Source organism: Sediminibacterium roseum (assembly GCF_009939005.1).
Taxonomy (GTDB): Bacteria; Bacteroidota; Bacteroidia; order Chitinophagales; family Chitinophagaceae; genus Sediminibacterium; species Sediminibacterium roseum.
Window position 1 is genome coordinate 1,517,593 of sequence record NZ_JAACJS010000015.1, and the last position, 14,823, is coordinate 1,532,415.

The 14,823-nt window shown below is 48.0% G+C and carries 15 protein-coding genes; 7 read left to right on the forward strand and 8 right to left on the reverse strand.

Annotated elements, in window-relative coordinates; all coding sequences use genetic code 11:
• Nucleotides 1-23 precede the first annotated feature (23 nt).
• From GWC95_RS17735 to GWC95_RS17745, 3 genes are all read right to left on the reverse strand, one after another.
• Entirely contained in the window at nucleotides 24-1,193 is a 1,170-nt protein-coding gene (locus tag GWC95_RS17735; protein WP_161820046.1) for an N-acetylmuramoyl-L-alanine amidase, read from the reverse strand.
• 126 nt (nucleotides 1,194-1,319) lie between these two features.
• Nucleotides 1,320-2,579, reverse strand: coding sequence for a PorV/PorQ family protein (locus GWC95_RS17740; protein WP_161820047.1), 1,260 nt, complete (start codon nucleotides 2,577-2,579; stop codon nucleotides 1,320-1,322).
• Between the two features lie 7 nt (nucleotides 2,580-2,586).
• Nucleotides 2,587-3,912 carry a DUF4270 family protein gene (locus GWC95_RS17745; RefSeq protein ID WP_161820048.1) on the reverse strand — a complete coding sequence of 442 codons (1,326 nt, stop codon included), beginning with the start codon at nucleotides 3,910-3,912 and terminating at the stop codon, nucleotides 2,587-2,589.
• An 82-nt stretch (nucleotides 3,913-3,994) separates the two neighbouring features.
• Here GWC95_RS17745 and GWC95_RS17750 point away from each other — a divergent pair, with 82 nt between their 5' ends.
• Genes GWC95_RS17750 through GWC95_RS17760 form a run of 3 tightly spaced genes read left to right on the forward strand, consistent with a single transcriptional unit; the run spans nucleotide 3,995 to nucleotide 5,598 of the window.
• Complete coding sequence (locus GWC95_RS17750) at nucleotides 3,995-4,336, forward strand: hypothetical protein (protein ID WP_161820049.1); 342 nt, start codon at nucleotides 3,995-3,997, stop codon at nucleotides 4,334-4,336.
• Nucleotides 4,248-5,279: a Kelch repeat-containing protein gene (locus tag GWC95_RS17755; protein WP_161820050.1), complete on the forward strand. Its 1,032-nt coding sequence runs from the start codon at nucleotides 4,248-4,250 to the stop codon at nucleotides 5,277-5,279. The genes GWC95_RS17750 and GWC95_RS17755 overlap by 89 nt, the downstream gene beginning before the upstream one ends.
• The gene (locus GWC95_RS17760) at nucleotides 5,272-5,598 is read left to right on the forward strand and encodes a DUF4907 domain-containing protein (protein WP_161820051.1); all 327 of its coding nucleotides are present in this window, start codon (nucleotides 5,272-5,274) and stop codon (nucleotides 5,596-5,598) included. Before GWC95_RS17755 ends, GWC95_RS17760 begins: the two co-directional genes overlap by 8 nt.
• Nucleotides 5,599-5,645: 47 nt before the next feature.
• Here GWC95_RS17760 and GWC95_RS17765 read toward each other — a convergent pair whose 3' ends face one another.
• Nucleotides 5,646-6,338 carry a LytR/AlgR family response regulator transcription factor gene (locus tag GWC95_RS17765; RefSeq protein ID WP_161820052.1) on the reverse strand — a complete coding sequence of 231 codons (693 nt, stop codon included), beginning with the start codon at nucleotides 6,336-6,338 and terminating at the stop codon, nucleotides 5,646-5,648.
• Between GWC95_RS17765 and GWC95_RS17770 the strand changes: the two genes are divergently transcribed.
• On the forward strand, nucleotides 6,337-6,663 hold the full coding sequence (locus GWC95_RS17770) for a hypothetical protein (RefSeq protein WP_161820053.1): 327 nt from the start codon (nucleotides 6,337-6,339) through the stop codon (nucleotides 6,661-6,663). The genes GWC95_RS17765 and GWC95_RS17770 overlap by 2 nt on opposite strands.
• Before the next feature lie 86 nt (nucleotides 6,664-6,749).
• Here GWC95_RS17770 and GWC95_RS17775 read toward each other — a convergent pair whose 3' ends face one another.
• Together GWC95_RS17775 and GWC95_RS17780 are read right to left on the reverse strand one after the other, a co-directional pair.
• On the reverse strand, nucleotides 6,750-8,540 hold the full coding sequence (locus GWC95_RS17775; RefSeq protein WP_161820054.1) for an acyl-CoA dehydrogenase family protein: 1,791 nt from the start codon (nucleotides 8,538-8,540) through the stop codon (nucleotides 6,750-6,752).
• 76 nt (nucleotides 8,541-8,616) lie between these two features.
• Nucleotides 8,617-9,057, reverse strand: a complete 441-nt coding sequence (locus GWC95_RS17780) for a MarR family winged helix-turn-helix transcriptional regulator (protein ID WP_161820055.1) — start codon at nucleotides 9,055-9,057, stop codon at nucleotides 8,617-8,619.
• A gap of 78 nt (nucleotides 9,058-9,135) precedes the next feature.
• Between GWC95_RS17780 and GWC95_RS17785 the strand changes: the two genes are divergently transcribed.
• The 3 genes from GWC95_RS17785 (at nucleotide 9,136) to GWC95_RS17795 (ending at nucleotide 12,443) form a co-directional block, all read left to right on the forward strand.
• Nucleotides 9,136-9,942 (forward strand): alpha/beta fold hydrolase, encoded by an 807-nt coding sequence (locus tag GWC95_RS17785; RefSeq protein ID WP_161820056.1) that lies wholly within the window; start codon nucleotides 9,136-9,138, stop codon nucleotides 9,940-9,942.
• A 71-nt stretch (nucleotides 9,943-10,013) separates the two neighbouring features.
• Nucleotides 10,014-11,159: a glycosyltransferase gene (locus tag GWC95_RS17790; protein WP_161820057.1), complete on the forward strand. Its 1,146-nt coding sequence runs from the start codon at nucleotides 10,014-10,016 to the stop codon at nucleotides 11,157-11,159.
• A gap of 204 nt (nucleotides 11,160-11,363) precedes the next feature.
• Entirely contained in the window at nucleotides 11,364-12,443 is a 1,080-nt protein-coding gene (locus GWC95_RS17795; protein WP_161820058.1) for an ABC transporter permease, read from the forward strand.
• Between the two features lie 63 nt (nucleotides 12,444-12,506).
• On the opposite strand, the gene GWC95_RS17800 is transcribed toward GWC95_RS17795, so the two are convergent.
• Together GWC95_RS17800 and GWC95_RS17805 are read right to left on the reverse strand one after the other, a co-directional pair.
• Nucleotides 12,507-13,955 (reverse strand): O-antigen ligase family protein, encoded by a 1,449-nt coding sequence (locus GWC95_RS17800; RefSeq protein ID WP_161820059.1) that lies wholly within the window; start codon nucleotides 13,953-13,955, stop codon nucleotides 12,507-12,509.
• A 1-nt stretch (nucleotide 13,956) separates the two neighbouring features.
• A complete protein-coding gene (locus GWC95_RS17805) occupies nucleotides 13,957-14,820 on the reverse strand; it encodes a GumC domain-containing protein (RefSeq protein WP_161820060.1) in 864 nt (287 codons plus the stop codon).
• Nucleotides 14,821-14,823 lie beyond the last annotated feature (3 nt).

Consider the following 14,823-nt stretch of genomic DNA (forward strand, 5'->3'; position numbering starts at 1 on the left):
AGCAGTAAGCTTTTGGCTCGTGGTTATTTCAATCCTTTCAACCAGTCCAGCATACCTAAATAAACTTTCGTAGCCACTTCATCGTGGAAGGAGCTGCGCATTACCTTGCGCTCATCGTCTTCATTGCTCATAAAGGCAACCTCGAGGAGTGTGTTGACAAAATCCGTGGGCTGGTTCAGCACAAAATTGAAGTTTCCAACATTGCCGAATTCATTCAGTTTTGTTTCGAGCATGCGGTTCAGTATCGATTGCGTGAGCGGTCGGAAGCCGATGTGTTTGTAGTAGGTGCTCACGCCACTCACCTGCGGATTGCCGCTCGAGTTCAAATGGAAACTGATCAGCAGGTCAGGGTTCTCATGCTGCATAAACAGGATGCGGTCCTTGTTGTCGAATGTAGTATCTGCCGTTCGCGTCATCACAACGTTCCTGATGCCTTTTGATTTCAACAGTTTCTGAAGCGCCTTTGCAAACAACAGCGTGTAATATTTCTCTTCGTACTTTGAACGTATGCCGCCGGTACCTGCATTGGTTCCGCCATGGCCCGCATCAATTCCTATCTTCATAAAACGCAGGTCGAGTTTCTGGGGTTGGCGCTTAACGCGGATGGTGAGGAATTTCCCGTTGTAACCAATGCTGTAACCCCAATGCTGTTTGTGAACCAGTTCAATGGTAACACGAACCACATCATCTTCTACCTGGTTGTAATAAACATTCTTTACTTCTTTCAAAGATTTGAGTTGGGTTATCCAGTTGGTATTGCTCTGCACGCCATAGATATCAACCATGATCTTTGAAGGGTTGATCTCCATCCAGCTTTTATAAGGCAACTTTTCTTCCATGCTGATGGCCACCACATCCGCGGCGGTATCTCCTTTTACGCTGAAGGAATTTGTGAGGTAAAAAGGCTTTTCGGCAGGTATGCTGTCGAACTTCAGGTATATTTTTTCGATATAGGCCGAATGGAATTTTGAGAGCTGAACATTGTACATGTCTTTCGTAGAATCTACCACACGAAGAATAATGTTCGTATCAATATACCCCATCTTGGCGCCGCCGAGCCTGTCGGCGCCGAGCCCATACAACAGCGCAGGCAGCTTGCCGCCGGATCTTGCCAATTTATAACGTGGTGCATTGGTTTGCGCATTTGCCTGGAACATCAACAGGAAAAAACAAGCGAGTATGGGGGTTTTCATCTTCTGAAGGTAAAAAGATCCCGCCGTAATAAAAAAATTGGGGAAGTAAGAATACTTCCCCGCACCCTTAGTTAATCTAAAATGCCAGTCGCATGCGCGATCTAACCATCTTACAAAACGCCGGTCCTAATTGTATTTTTTCATCTTCCGCGAGTACCAGAAATCGCGGTAACTGATCGTAAAATTGACCTGTGTGTATTTTTCTTTGATGAGATTTGCAGCCGTTGTTCCCCGCTGCCCCACTTCTACCGAACCCTGCAGACCGAGGCCGCTCCTGTTTAGCTGAACACCGGCCCCGAATGTTGCGCCAAAGTCTTTCAACTGCTGTCCCGCAATCCTGAGGTAAGAATTGTTATAGAATACTCCTGTCTGTAAAAAATATTTTTCAAACGACTGATCGAGGTAACGCTGTTTTTTTGAATACTCGAACCCCGCGGCGATCTTCTGGCTGTTTACCAGCGAGTAACTGATGCCTTTGTAATTCAGGTTGCTCCAGTCCTGGTGGTCGTAATCAATGGCGAATGTATACGCATCCTTATACGTTACCGCCAGCCCGCCCGCATAGGTTAGCGGGATGGTAAAATAATTGGATTTGTAAGACGCATTGCTGATGATGGTAGTCGTGCCCTCCTTCACTTCCAGGTCGTAGTTCGCGTTAAGCCGTGTTTTGTTGGCGATGGTGGCACCGAGCGATACATCCCATTGCCTGTTCAAGCGGATCCTGTATTGCGCGCCCAGTTTCAGGTACGGGCTTCCAAGGTAAATGTTCCTCGTGGTAATAAGTGATGTGTCGCTTACCGTTGCCGCCAGTGTTTCTTTTTCTTCCATTTGTCCGAACAGGTACGACGCCTGCACCCCCACTGAAAAGTTTTTTGTCAATGCAAAACTGTTGGCCACATAAAACTGGTTGGTGCTTCCCGATCCTTCGTAATACGCATCTGCAGTATAATTGCTTCCCTGCACCGTTTTCTTTCCATAAAAGGAATAGTTGGATGTGCTGAAAGGAAGCAACCCGATGCTCAGCGCCCATTTCGGTTTCGGCTTGATGGCCAGTACAATTTTTTTGAACTGCAGGTCAGAAGAATTGGCCTGCGTAGGATCGGTGATCGGCGCGCCCGAGTAAGCAACACCTTTAAAACGAGATGAGACCTCCACATAAAAATAATGCTCATCTATTTTTGCATACGATGCGGGATTGCCCTGGTACAGGAACCGGTTTGAAGAAAGCGCAATACCGGCATGACCCATTCCCGATGTCCTGTCAAACATACTTTTCTCAAGATCGCCAATACCGATGATGGAATAAGGAGAGGTATTGTTTTGTGCATGCGCCACTGCAACGGCAAATACAAGTAAGTAAGTAACAACAACTGATCGCTTCATCATAAAATATTTATTGCACGGCTGCATACACAATGTCCAATTCTGTTTTTCCCAGCGCATTGTTGCGGTCGCCAATGACCACGCGTCCGAATTGCGAGGTATAAACGCCCGATGGCGGCAACAGCAAAAGACCATTTCCGTTGATCGTTCCATCTGCAACAACGGTGCGCAGGTAATTGGTGATGTCGTAAGAATAGCTTGTATTTTCCCCGTACAATTGATCAACCTGCAGGTTGCCGGTGAGCGTTTCGATGGAGCCGCCGCTCGTGTAGATATAAATGTCTGCACCAAGCTGGTTAAGGGTGGTGGTGGTACAAAGCCGCAACTGCGGCGGCAACGTATACGATCCCGAACCATACGATCCACGCAGTGGCCTTACCGTAAGCGTTGCCTTCAGTATTTTCGCATACGAAGGCATCTTCAGTATATCACGCACCGAGGGAAAACGGATCTTCGTCATGGCGCCGGCGGGGTACAATGTGTAAGCCGCATTGTTGATATTGCCGCTCTTTATCTCCTTTGCCGAAGCTAGGTTCTTTAACACGGCGGCAGAACGGTCCACCTCAACATGGTTGAATTGATGCGCGTTGTTGTTCAGTGTAAAATTGATCACACGGTCCTCTGTGTACAAACCTGGCTTCTTATAATACAATCGCATCACCACGCTGTCTTTGCAGTTAAAGATCATTGAACTGTTTGCCGAAGCGCTCACACGTATGCCGAAAAAATATTGAAGAAAGGCGTCCAGTGTTTGTATGTCGCCATCGTTGTTGTTCTGGTATTTTTTGAGCAGCGCCTTTCCGAAGGCATCATCGAGCCTTATGCGGACCGGTTCGTTTGCTGTGGGACGAACAATTGCATCTTTCGAGCCAAGCAACGAAGGCATTACGGCAAACGAATTGGTGTTAAAAAGAATAGAGGAACTATTGTCTGATGGAACGATTGCCTGCGCCAGCCTGTTCACCTCTATGTGCACAGGTTTTGTAGAATCGCCGATATAGCTGCCTGTAGGCTGAACGATCAACGCGATGGAATCGAAGGTGGTTCCTGCAAAAGAATCGACATAAGTGGGTGGCGCAAATTCAAAATACGAACTGGTGCTGATCTTCCCGAATACAGGATCATTGTAACCGCCGATCATGGCAACGCCCGAGGCCGATGTACCAAATGAATCGATATATACCGTAGACAATTCTGCATTGAAAGAGTCTACTTTTATTACCTGCGTATAACCATTGTCAAGAAACTGATCGCCAAACTGAATATCAACTTTCTTACATGCAAACCATGTAACGCAAACAAACAGCAGGAACAGGTACAATTTATTTTTCACCATCAGCAAATATTATTGGGCCGTACAGTTTTTTATACTTGAACGGTACAATAATAGAATCGTGTGCTGTTACAAAATTGTTAGTATGGATGAATTATCGGATTGCGACGATCAGGGTTGGGTTTTTGTCTGCGGAGAGAAAGCACAGGGTCCGCGCTTTTTTATTTCCCCCAAAAAAAGATGCGTGCATGCTGAAAAACGCGTGGCTGTTGGCCTGCAGCACACAGCTTATTTCTCGCAGACAAAAAACTTCTCTTCGTCTGTAAAAAATCCACGCAAATCCATTTTAACGATTTGCGTCAGGGGCGGGAAGATAATTTCAGTCAAAATTTTATTACATGAAGCGATTAAAGTACTATTTTCTTTTGCCGGCGAGTATCGTGCTGGTTCTTATTTCATGTTCCAAAAGCAGCGACTCGTCTTCTGATGAAGATACAAGCGGCAACTGGCTCAAACGTTCCGAGTTCGAGGGCAATGCACGAACCGAGGCCGCGTCGTTCACCATTGGCGATACCGCATATATAGGAACAGGGTTTGATGGTTCCAATCGCTACACAGATTTCTGGGCCTATGATCCCGTAAAGAATTTCTGGACGCAACGCGCACAGTTCCCCGGCGTGGCAAGAAACTCTGCAGTGGGTTTTACCGTGGGCAGCAAGGGGTACATCGCTACCGGTTACGACGGACTCAACCGTTTGAACGACACATGGGAATACGATCCTTCTACCAACAAATGGACACAAAAGGCAAACTTCGGCGGAACAGCGAGGTACGATGCGGTAGCATTCGGCATCAACGGCAAAGGATACATTTCTACGGGCTTTGATGGCGGTTATACAAAAGACATGTGGGAATTTACACCAACAGGCGGCACGAACAATGGCGGCTCATGGACACAGCTGGTAAGCCTTGGCGGAACAAAACGCTCCGGCGCCATCGCGCTTGTTTACAACAACAAAGCCTATGTGTTCACAGGCATCAACAATGGCACAAGCGTAACCGATGCATGGGTCTACGACCCTTCAACCGCAGCATGGACGCAGCTCCGTGATATTTCCAATGTGAGTTCCGATACCTACGACGATGATTACTCAGACATCATACGCAACAACGGCGCAGGTTTTGTGATCGGCACCAAGGCATACATTACCACGGGAGAGAGCGGTGCATACAATAAGAAAACATGGGTGTACGACTTTGCAACCGATCTCTGGTCGCGCAAAACAACCTACGAGCGCTCCGAAAGAACCGGCGCCGTTGCTTTTGCCGTTAAAGGCAGGGGATTTATTGCCTGCGGCAGGAACAGCACTTACTATTTTGATGACATTGATGAATTTCAGCCAGACGTAACCTACAATGCATATGATTAAGAAATACTGGATCTATGCGTTTTTTATTTTTGCGGTGGTACTGTTCGCATACAAGCGCCTGGTAAAGCAGGAGCAGGCGGTAGCGGGCATTGTTACGGTAAAAACCTTTCATACCGGAATGGGTTGGGGTTATGATGTTCTTAAAGATGATGCGATCTACATTCACCAGGAATACATGCCCGCTATCGAAGGAAGAAAAGGTTTTGCAACAGAAGCCGATGCAAAAAAGATCGGGAACCTGGTTGTAGAGAGAATGAAAGCGAGGGCCTTCCCGGTTATTACTGTTGAGGACCTGGATAGAGCCCCAGTACTTCGTTAATAGAAAGAAATGGCAACTTTTGGAAAGTTTAAACTTTCCAAAAGTTGCTATTGGTTAGCGGCATTGATGATCTCATCCAGCATCTGCCTGTATGCATTGCCGATCGGTATCACATGCGTGCCGATCACGATCTCGCTCCGGCTGATCGAATCTACCTGGCTCAGCGATATGATATAGGATCGGTGCACCCGGATGAAATTGTGATCAGGCAATTTTGTTTCAAAATCCTTCAGGTTCTGCAGGGTCGTCAGCGGCGATAATTTCCCTTTTAAAAACACCTGCGTATAATCGCGCAGCCCGGAGAGGTACAGGATATCCGAAAGGTTGATCCGGATCAGTTTGTATTCCGATTTGATGAATACATAACCCCTTTTTTCTTCCGTCCGCGTTGACAATTGTATCATATATAGCTCGATGTTTTGGAGTAACGATAATACCCGCTCATAACTGAACGGCAGGTGGAGCCACGCAAAAATATTGCGACCGGTTTCGGGAGAAACCATGTCTTTCTCTTCGCCCAGGCAAACCAATACGGGTATTTCTTTTCTTTCGATGGCTGGTAATAATAAAACAGGAAGGCTGGCAAAAAGCACGTCGCATTTGATCTCATCAAGCGTAGGTTGCGCTTCTTCGGCGGTGGCAAACATACCTGCGATGAATATGCCGGGGCCGGTTTTGAGGTATTCGTGTAATAACGGTCTGTAACGATCATCATCGCTGATGATAATAATTTTTCTCATGAACAACAGTTATAAAAATCCTGCGATACGCGTTTGGTTTTTGCTTCGTTCATTTTATTGCCACAGATTTCAGGGAAAACACAGAACCGTGTCGTTCTGTGCAATCTGTGGCAACAATGACACGGGCAGTTTATTTAATGACTGCAAAATGCAGGAGATGCTGTTTAACTTATTGTTAAAAGGCATGAATGAGGGTTTTGTATCGATCAATTATGTTGTTGTTAACAGAATGAAAAAGCAAGCGGATTTTTCTGCTAAGATGGAAGAAACCCAAAAAGGGTTGGGTACAGGAAATAAAAAAACCTCATCACTTTTTCGGCGATGAGGCTTTGTTTTGAGCAAGCAATCGTAAAACAGTTCCCGAATATGAAGAACTTTTCCGAAAGCTCCTAATTTTTTATGCTTTTTTAATCAAAGATGGTACCCGTCGTCTGCCACCAGCCTGTCTGAGATCCTTCTCCGGGCGTCTTTGGTGTTGAAAGGCTCTACTTTGGTAAACCGTTTCAGGCCAATGTGCATCATACGCAGCTCGTCGCCATCCGCAAAACTGTTCAGCGCATCTTTACCCGATTTATTGATGCGGTCCGCCGCGTCGTACAGGTAGGTGCGCATGATATCGGCCTGCAGGCTCACCGCCGCTTCCCCTTTGCTGTCTGCCAGTTTCATCACCCGCAGCAAGGCACTCTCGGCATTGAAGGTTTCCATCGCCATGTCTGCGATGTTCATCAGTATCTCCTGTTCTTTATCCAGCTGCATCATCAGTTTCTGCACGGCGGCGCCGGCAACCATGAGGATGGCTTTCTTAAAGTTGACAATATATTTACGCTCTTTTGCAAAAGCGCCTTCGTCTTCCGACCCGAAATCAGGAATGCTCATCAGCTCCTTCTGCACATTCATTGCCGGCGTCATCAGGTCGAGCTTGCCTTTCATTGCGCGTTTCAAAACCATATCCACCGTAAGCAAACGGTTGATCTCATTGGTTCCTTCGTAAATGCGGTTGATGCGGCTGTCGCGGTATGCTTTCGAGATCAGGTACTCATCACTGAAACCGTTACCACCGTGTATCTGCACGCCTTCGTCTACCACGAAATCCAGCACCTCGCTTCCGTATACTTTCAAAATAGAACATTCGATCGCGTACTCTTCGGCGGCGCCAAGCAATGCTTCCGCAAATGTTTTTCCACCGGCAAGCAACTCGTGTTCCTTATTATCGATCCAGCTCGCGGTCCTGAACAGTGCGCTCTCGCAAACCCACATACGCACGGCCATTTCGGCCATTTTGTGCCGGATCGCTCCGAACTTAGCGATTGGTAATTTGAACTGTTCCCGTGTTTTTGCATACTGGATAGAAATGGTTGCCGCCCGCTTGGATCCGCCCAACGCCGCCGCGCACAATTTCAAACGGCCGATGTTGAGGATGTTGAATGCGATCAGGTGCCCCTTGCCAATTTCCCCCAACACATTTTCCACGGGCACCTTGCAATCCTGGAAATACAACTGTACGGTAGATGATCCTTTGATCCCCATCTTGTGTTCTTCCGGCCCCTGGGTAAACCCTTCAAAACCCCGCTCCACGATAAAGCCCGTGAACTTATCGCCATCTATTTTTGCAAACACCGTATATACATCGGCAAAACCACCGTTGGTGATCCAGCATTTCTGTCCGTTGAGGATGTAATGTTTCCCGTCTTCGCTCAGCCTTGCAGTTGTTTTTGCGCCCAGCGCATCGCTGCCGCTGTTCGGCTCCGTTAACCCGTAAGCACCTTTCCACTCGCCGGAAGCCAGTTTGGGAATGTATTTCTCTTTCTGTGCATCTGTACCAAAATACAGGATCGGCAAAGAACCGATACCGGTATGCGCCGCAACGGCAACAGAAAACGAATGGCCCGCGCCCAATCCTTCGTTAACGATAGATGCAGTGATAAAATCTTTTCCCAACCCGCCATACTGTTCAGGGAAAGCGGTAGACAGCAGTCCCTGCTCTCCCGCTTTCTCCAGCAGCGACGGCATTAGCCCCGGCTCCAGTTTGTCGATACGGTCGATGATGGGCAGGACCTCTGTGTCGAGGAACTGCTTACACATATCCATCACCATCGTCTGCTCTTCATTGAAGTCTTCAGGAATGAACGTTTCAAACGCATTACTTTCTTTGATCAACCACTCGCCGCCGTGCAGCGCATTGGTTTGTTTGGTGGGTTCCATGGGTGGAAAAATTTATTATGTTATCAATTTGCCGGCACCGGATGGTGAACAATCGTTCATCATTCAGATTGACGATCTATGTAAGATTATCATACACTTTCTGAAAAACAACTTTCACCGTCTCAATATCATCCTTGTTCACTCCTACCAGCGCCTCGTTCATGGTTTGGTTGGCGAGATCGATGGTGAGATCCTGCAGCTCTTTGGCGGCATCCGTCATACACACGAGGTTGATGCGGCGGTCCGTTTTAGACGGAACACGCTTTACCAGTTTTTGCTTCTCCAGGTTATCGATGAGCCGGGTAATGCTGGGCTTGTCGCGGAAGGTCCTGTTACACAGCTCCTGCTGGCTAAGACAATCTTCTTTCCACAAATGGTATAGAACGCTCCATTGCTCGATGGTAATCTCAAGCCCGGCCTGCCGGAAATTCTTTTGCAAACGCCTCGCCACGGCAGTTGATGCCATGCCATTGATCACGCTGTACAGCTCACCCCTTCTAAATTGGTTGTTTGGCATATAGTTAGTTATGCAACTAATTTCAAAATAAGTTCGTTTCTTTGATATTACCAAGAATAAACCCTTAAAAGTTCAACCGTGGCGGCAGAATCTTTTTACATCACCCATGGCCATTCGCGCATTCACTACCTGCGGATGGGAACAGGCGCCGAATGGCTGTTATGCTTTCATGGGTATGGCGAAAACGCCGATTCGTTCCGGTTGCTGGAACCCGCACTGGGCGCGCGTTTCACCATCATCGCCATCGATCTCCCTTTTCATGGCAAAACAATATGGAACGATGAACTGCTCTTCACGCCGGAAAGCCTGGTTGGGCTGATCAACCTGGTCAAACCCAAAAAACTGCCCATGCACCTGCTCGGCTACAGCATGGGTGGAAGAATTGCGATGCAGCTGGTGCAATTGATACCGGAACAGGTCGGGAAGCTGGTGTTGATCGCGCCCGACGGGTTCCACAAAAACAAATGGCAGTGGATCGCCACAAGAACAAAAGCGGGCAGCCGTTTGTTCCGGTACTTCATGCATCGTCCGGCGGCTGTTCTTGCATTGACAGACCGGGCGGCGAAGTTTGGATTGTACAGCAAGAGCCTTCAAAAATTCATACATTATTATCTTGATGATGCGGAGCAACGCCTTTCGCTGTACCGCCGCTGGACCACCCTTCGCGGGTTTCGTGCCCGCAAGGTTTTGCTGCGGCAGATTGTTGTCGCGCACAAGATCCCCGTGCGTTTGTTGTTTGGAAAACACGACCACGTGATCCTGTCGAAACACGCATCCACATTTGCCAACAGCAATCCTTTGATCGAACTAAAAGTGATTGAAGCCGGCCACCAATTACTGAAACAGAAATACCTGCCGCAGATCCTGGACGCCATTACGGGTTGAAAGATCTGAACCGTTGTCTTTCACATGTACAATACACCCCCGGCAAACGGCCCGTTCCCTATCTTTGGCCTATGTATTGGATCGTCGTACTTATCACATCCATCCTCCTGCTCGCTTATTGCCTGCTGATCCTGCTGTACAGGCAATGGTTCCTGAGGTTGCCGCTGTTTCAAAAAGAGGCCGATGACCCCGTCACAAAATTCTCCATCATCATTCCCGCACGGAACGAGGAACACAACATCGCGCAGTGCCTCAACAATGTGCTTGGGCAAAATTATCCCGCCCGGTTGTATGAGGTCATTGTGATCAACGATCATTCAACGGACCGCACAGAAGAGATCATCAGATCATACCAGCAAACACATACCAACCTACGATTATTAAACCTTGCCGACCATATCGACGGCAGGAAACTGAACGCCTACAAGAAAAAAGCCATCGAATTCGCCATCGCGCAGAGCAATGGCAACTGGATCGTTACCACCGATGCAGACTGCACAATGGGCACGCAGTGGCTGAACAGGTTTGATGCATTCATCCGGCAGAACGATCCTGTTTTTATTGCCGCGCCTGTGATGTTTACAAGCGATGGTTCTTTCCTGCAAAACTTCCAGCTGCTCGATTTCATAAGCCTGCAGGGCATTACCGCCGCGGCGGTTTCTGCAGGTTACCACACCATGTGCAACGGCGCAAACATAGCATACCGCAAAGATGTGTTCTATGAAGCAGGGCAGTTCAGGGGCATTGATGATGTGGCAAGTGGTGATGATATGTTGCTGATGTATAAGATCAAACAGAAATACCCCGCAAGAATGGGCTACCTCTTTGCGCGCGAATCGGTTGTGTTAACGGAGCCGATGAAAGACTGGAAAAGCTTTCTCAACCAGCGCATCCGCTGGGCAAGCAAAACAGGGAGCTACCAGGACAAAGGCATATTCTGGACGCTGGCGCTGGTGTACGGCGTAAATTTTTTATTACTGGTATTGCTGGCCTGGTCGCCTTTTGTAGAAAAGGGTTTTAACAACTGGCTGTTGTTATTGCTCGCAAAAACATTGATCGAGCTGGGTTTTATGATTCCTGTTGCAAAATTTTACAGGCAAACGGGCGTGCTGGCATGGTTTCCCGTGATGCAGGTATTTCATATGCTTTATACGGTAGTGGCCGGATGGCTGGGTAAATTCGGTACGTACCAATGGAAGGGGAGAACGGTCCGGTAAATCAGTTGGTGTCTTCTCCAGGCCACCAGGCGTAGATCATGAGAGGAACAAGGGCAATGAGTGACAACAGGAAAGAAAATAGCTTTCTCATGGAATTGGTTTTTATATTGATACTTAAGAGCTCACAAACGTTTAACCAGAATCAGGTTATTCGGTAGAAAATCTGATCTGTTCGGTGAACACATTATTTCTTAATTTTCAGGCGTGGCAACACTCAACAGATCCCCCTTTCTCAAACGCTTATTCAAAAACAAAGGCGCATTCTTTGGATTGATCCTGATTATTGTGAGTTTGCTGCTTGCACTGCTGTGTTATTTTATCGCACCCGACACTTCGCCCAATGCCAACCGCATGATCCCGGAGATCGGAAGTAAAAAACCGGGCTTTACCACTTTGTTGCTGCGTACCAAAAGAGATAAAACAGTAGCCAAAACAGGGTTCTTCAAACAACTGTTGAACGGGGCGGAAGAGTCTTATCAATATGTGCCCGTTACTGCCTATACGGTGGTTAAAGACAGTATCGTGTTCCAGAAATATGTGGACGAAGGGATCACCGAAAGAAGATCGATCCCGCTTTCACTCGCGGGCGATCCACCCGTGGTCAAAACAAAATATTACCTCGGCACCGACAAATTCGGCCGCGATATACTCAGCCGGCTACTGATCGGTGTGCGTGTCAGCCTGAGTGTAGGATTGATCGCCGTACTGATCTCCCTCACCATCGGCATCCTGCTCGGCGCCATCGCAGGCTATTTCAAAGGATGGGTTGACGATGTGATCATGTGGTTCATCAACGTGATCTGGAGCATCCCCACCCTGCTGCTCGTATTTGCCATCACACTGGCGCTGGGGAAAGGCTTCTGGCAGGTATTTATTGCTGTAGGACTCACCATGTGGGTGAACGTTGCCAGGCTCGTGCGCGGACAGGTACTCGCCGTTCGCGAGCTGGAATACATTGAAGCAACACGCGCATTGGGCTACTCGCACACAAGGGCCATTTTCAGGCACATACTTCCAAACATACTCGGTCCCGTAATGGTGATCGCCGCAAGCAATTTTGCATCCGCCATCGTTATCGAAGCAGGATTGAGTTTTCTCGGCGTTGGCGTTCAGCCGCCACAACCAAGCTGGGGCCTGATGATAAAGGAGAATTACAATTTCATCATCACCCACAATCCCATGCTCGCACTTGCACCCGGTATAGCGATCATGCTGCTGGTACTCGCATTCAACCTCCTGGGAAATGGATTGAGGGATGCTTTGAATGTAAGAGGAAAGATCTAATGCCTACGCATTCAAAATAAAGACTAAGAAAAAAAATACAACCAAGGCTGAATGCAACTTGCATCATTGATCCGCGGGTTGCTGCGCTGCGGCCTTCTTTTCCAAAAGGATGATCAGCCCCAGGCACAGCCAGAACAGGCTCCCGATCTTATCCGTTTCTATCATATCACTCAGGCTGTTTACAACACCGATCATAACCAATATTGAACCGATGGCAAGAGCGATGGTCCTGTAAAATTCATCTTTGATCCTATGATACAATTGCTGCACACGCAGCAACATGGCAAAAAACAAGGTACAGAAAAAAGCAAGCCCTGCAACACCCTGCTCCAGCGCAGTAAGCAGGAAATAATTGTGAACGGTGGAATGTTCTTTGTTGTCGCTCACCCATGTCTCAAAACTGCTTACGGTATAAGGCTTGTAATGGGAATAAAAACCATTGGGGCCAAAACCCGTAACCGGCCGTTCGGCAAGCATTCTTGCGCCTGCAACCCAACGGTAAAACCTTTCGGCGGTAGAAACATCTTTCATGTCGACGGTTGCCTGGAGGTGTTCACTAAAATCGGTATGAAAAACGGTGCGGTCGTGGTCAGGCGCAAACCGCAGGTAGTTCTTATCTGTTGCCAGCCAAACCGTGGATACCAATACAACTGTCAGGGCAGCCACCACTACGATGTTCATCCATCTTCCCCTGATCACCCAAACCGCTGAAATACCCGCCAGCAAAGCGATCCACGCGCCGCGCGAATAGGCGAACAGCAAACCCGCAAGACCGATGGCGATACCAGATAGGATCCATTTTCTTCTCCGATCACCCGCCGGTGTAAGTTTCCAGGCGCACCAGGCAACGGGTAAAAGACAAACCAGCATGGAAGAATAATTCACATGGTTGCGGAAGAAAGGCGCCATTGCTTTTTTAACGTCCGCAAAAGAAAAACGGTACAGCGATTGACGAACGAGCACCTGGATCACAACAAAAAGCATTGGCAGCAGGAAACACAATGCCAGCTTCCTGAAATCTTTTTTTTCTTCAAGCAATACCTGGGGTAAAACCACGAGCGGGATGATGTACCATGTTTTTGCAAGCAGGTATTTTACCGACAACAACGGCTCCGAAGAATAAAAACAGGTAACCAGTATCCACAGCAAATGGATCACCAACAGCAGAAACAAACTGCTTCTCAACAAAGCGCGCGGAAACCAGGATGGCTGGTGAATGGTTTTTACGGCCACAAGTGCCGCCAGCAGCACCAGTAAAATTTCATCCGGGAAATCAATGCCCAGTTGCGGAGTAATGTTCAGTTCGGTAGACAACGGCAATGCGATGCACAACAGCCAGAATATTTTTTGCGGCCCAACAACCAACCACTCGTACAATAAAGGAAACAGCACCCAGCCAAAAGGGATCAGCATGAACAAGGGTTGCCAGCAGGCAACGGCAACAATGCCACAGGCCAAAAAAATAAAAACCGGTAGGGCCGCTTTTCTATATGAGGCGCTGTTGGTGAGCATATCAGGAAACAGTTTTCCGGTCGCTGACCAAAACAACAATACATGCGAACACGAACGCGAGCAATGCGGCGGCGATGATCACCGCGGGTTTGTCGGGCCGCTGTGCAAAAGCCGCTGGCGATGCTGGTTCCAGCACATACAACAAAGGAGGTAAAGTTTGGGATGCGAGTTTAAATTCGTCCGACACCTTGCTGAACGATTGTATGCGGTCGTAAAGTTGCTGCAGGCGCAAGGGCCCGGTACTTTCCGTTTTCACTTTTTTTGCGCTGTCGAGAACAGTTGCGTATTCTTTTTGCATGACCGACAAGGTGCTGTCGAATTTTTCGATCTGCTGGTTGTAATTGCTGCGCCAGATCTGTGTGCCGGTTTGCTGAACAATATCAACCAGGCGGTTTACCAGGTCGGCAGATAGCTTTTTATCTTTTGTCCAGGCAATGACCTGCAACTGCCCCTGTTCTGTTTTCTGCAATGAAATATTTTTCTTTAGGCAGATGGATGCTTTTTTCCTGAGTACAGCACTATCGTCGTTCTTGAGTTTATAATAACTCACAAGAGCAAACTCATCCACCAATTGCAGGAAAGTGGTGTCGCGCTCTGCAATGCCCTGTATGCGGTCAAGATCATCGCCCGAACCAAAATAGGAGTAGAGGCCATTGATGTTCTGGTTGAACAGCCTGCCTTTGTCGGCAAGCGTTGTGTTGGCCGAAACGATGGTTGCAGCAGAGCGGAAATATTTCGGCACAACAAAAACCGTGATGGCAGCGACCAGGACGCAAACCACCACGAATGCAAGAATGAATTTCCATCGACGCAGCAGTACGGCGCTTGTGGTGATAAGGTTGAACGAAGAGGTTTGCATGTTCATTGA

Bases quoted from the DNA above. Each gene is read 5' to 3' on its own strand.
- GWC95_RS17745 (WP_161820048.1), bottom strand. From the start codon at position 3,912: ATGGTGAAAAATAAATTGTACCTGTTCCTGCTGTTTGTTTGCGTTACA.
- GWC95_RS17735 (WP_161820046.1), bottom strand. From the start codon at position 1,193: ATGAAAACCCCCATACTCGCTTGTTTTTTCCTGTTGATGTTCCAGGCA.
- GWC95_RS17780 (WP_161820055.1), bottom strand. From the start codon at position 9,057: ATGCCAAACAACCAATTTAGAAGGGGTGAGCTGTACAGCGTGATCAAT.
- GWC95_RS17790 (WP_161820057.1), top strand. From the start codon at position 10,014: ATGTATTGGATCGTCGTACTTATCACATCCATCCTCCTGCTCGCTTAT.
- GWC95_RS17740 (WP_161820047.1), bottom strand. From the start codon at position 2,579: ATGATGAAGCGATCAGTTGTTGTTACTTACTTACTTGTATTTGCCGTT.
- GWC95_RS17755 (WP_161820050.1), top strand. From the start codon at position 4,248: ATGAAGCGATTAAAGTACTATTTTCTTTTGCCGGCGAGTATCGTGCTG.
- GWC95_RS17800 (WP_161820059.1), bottom strand. From the start codon at position 13,955: ATGCTCACCAACAGCGCCTCATATAGAAAAGCGGCCCTACCGGTTTTT.
- GWC95_RS17765 (WP_161820052.1), bottom strand. From the start codon at position 6,338: ATGAGAAAAATTATTATCATCAGCGATGATGATCGTTACAGACCGTTA.
- GWC95_RS17770 (WP_161820053.1), top strand. From the start codon at position 6,337: ATGAACAACAGTTATAAAAATCCTGCGATACGCGTTTGGTTTTTGCTT.
- GWC95_RS17805 (WP_161820060.1), bottom strand. From the start codon at position 14,820: ATGAACATGCAAACCTCTTCGTTCAACCTTATCACCACAAGCGCCGTA.
- GWC95_RS17775 (WP_161820054.1), bottom strand. From the start codon at position 8,540: ATGGAACCCACCAAACAAACCAATGCGCTGCACGGCGGCGAGTGGTTG.
- GWC95_RS17760 (WP_161820051.1), top strand. From the start codon at position 5,272: ATGATTAAGAAATACTGGATCTATGCGTTTTTTATTTTTGCGGTGGTA.
- GWC95_RS17750 (WP_161820049.1), top strand. From the start codon at position 3,995: ATGGATGAATTATCGGATTGCGACGATCAGGGTTGGGTTTTTGTCTGC.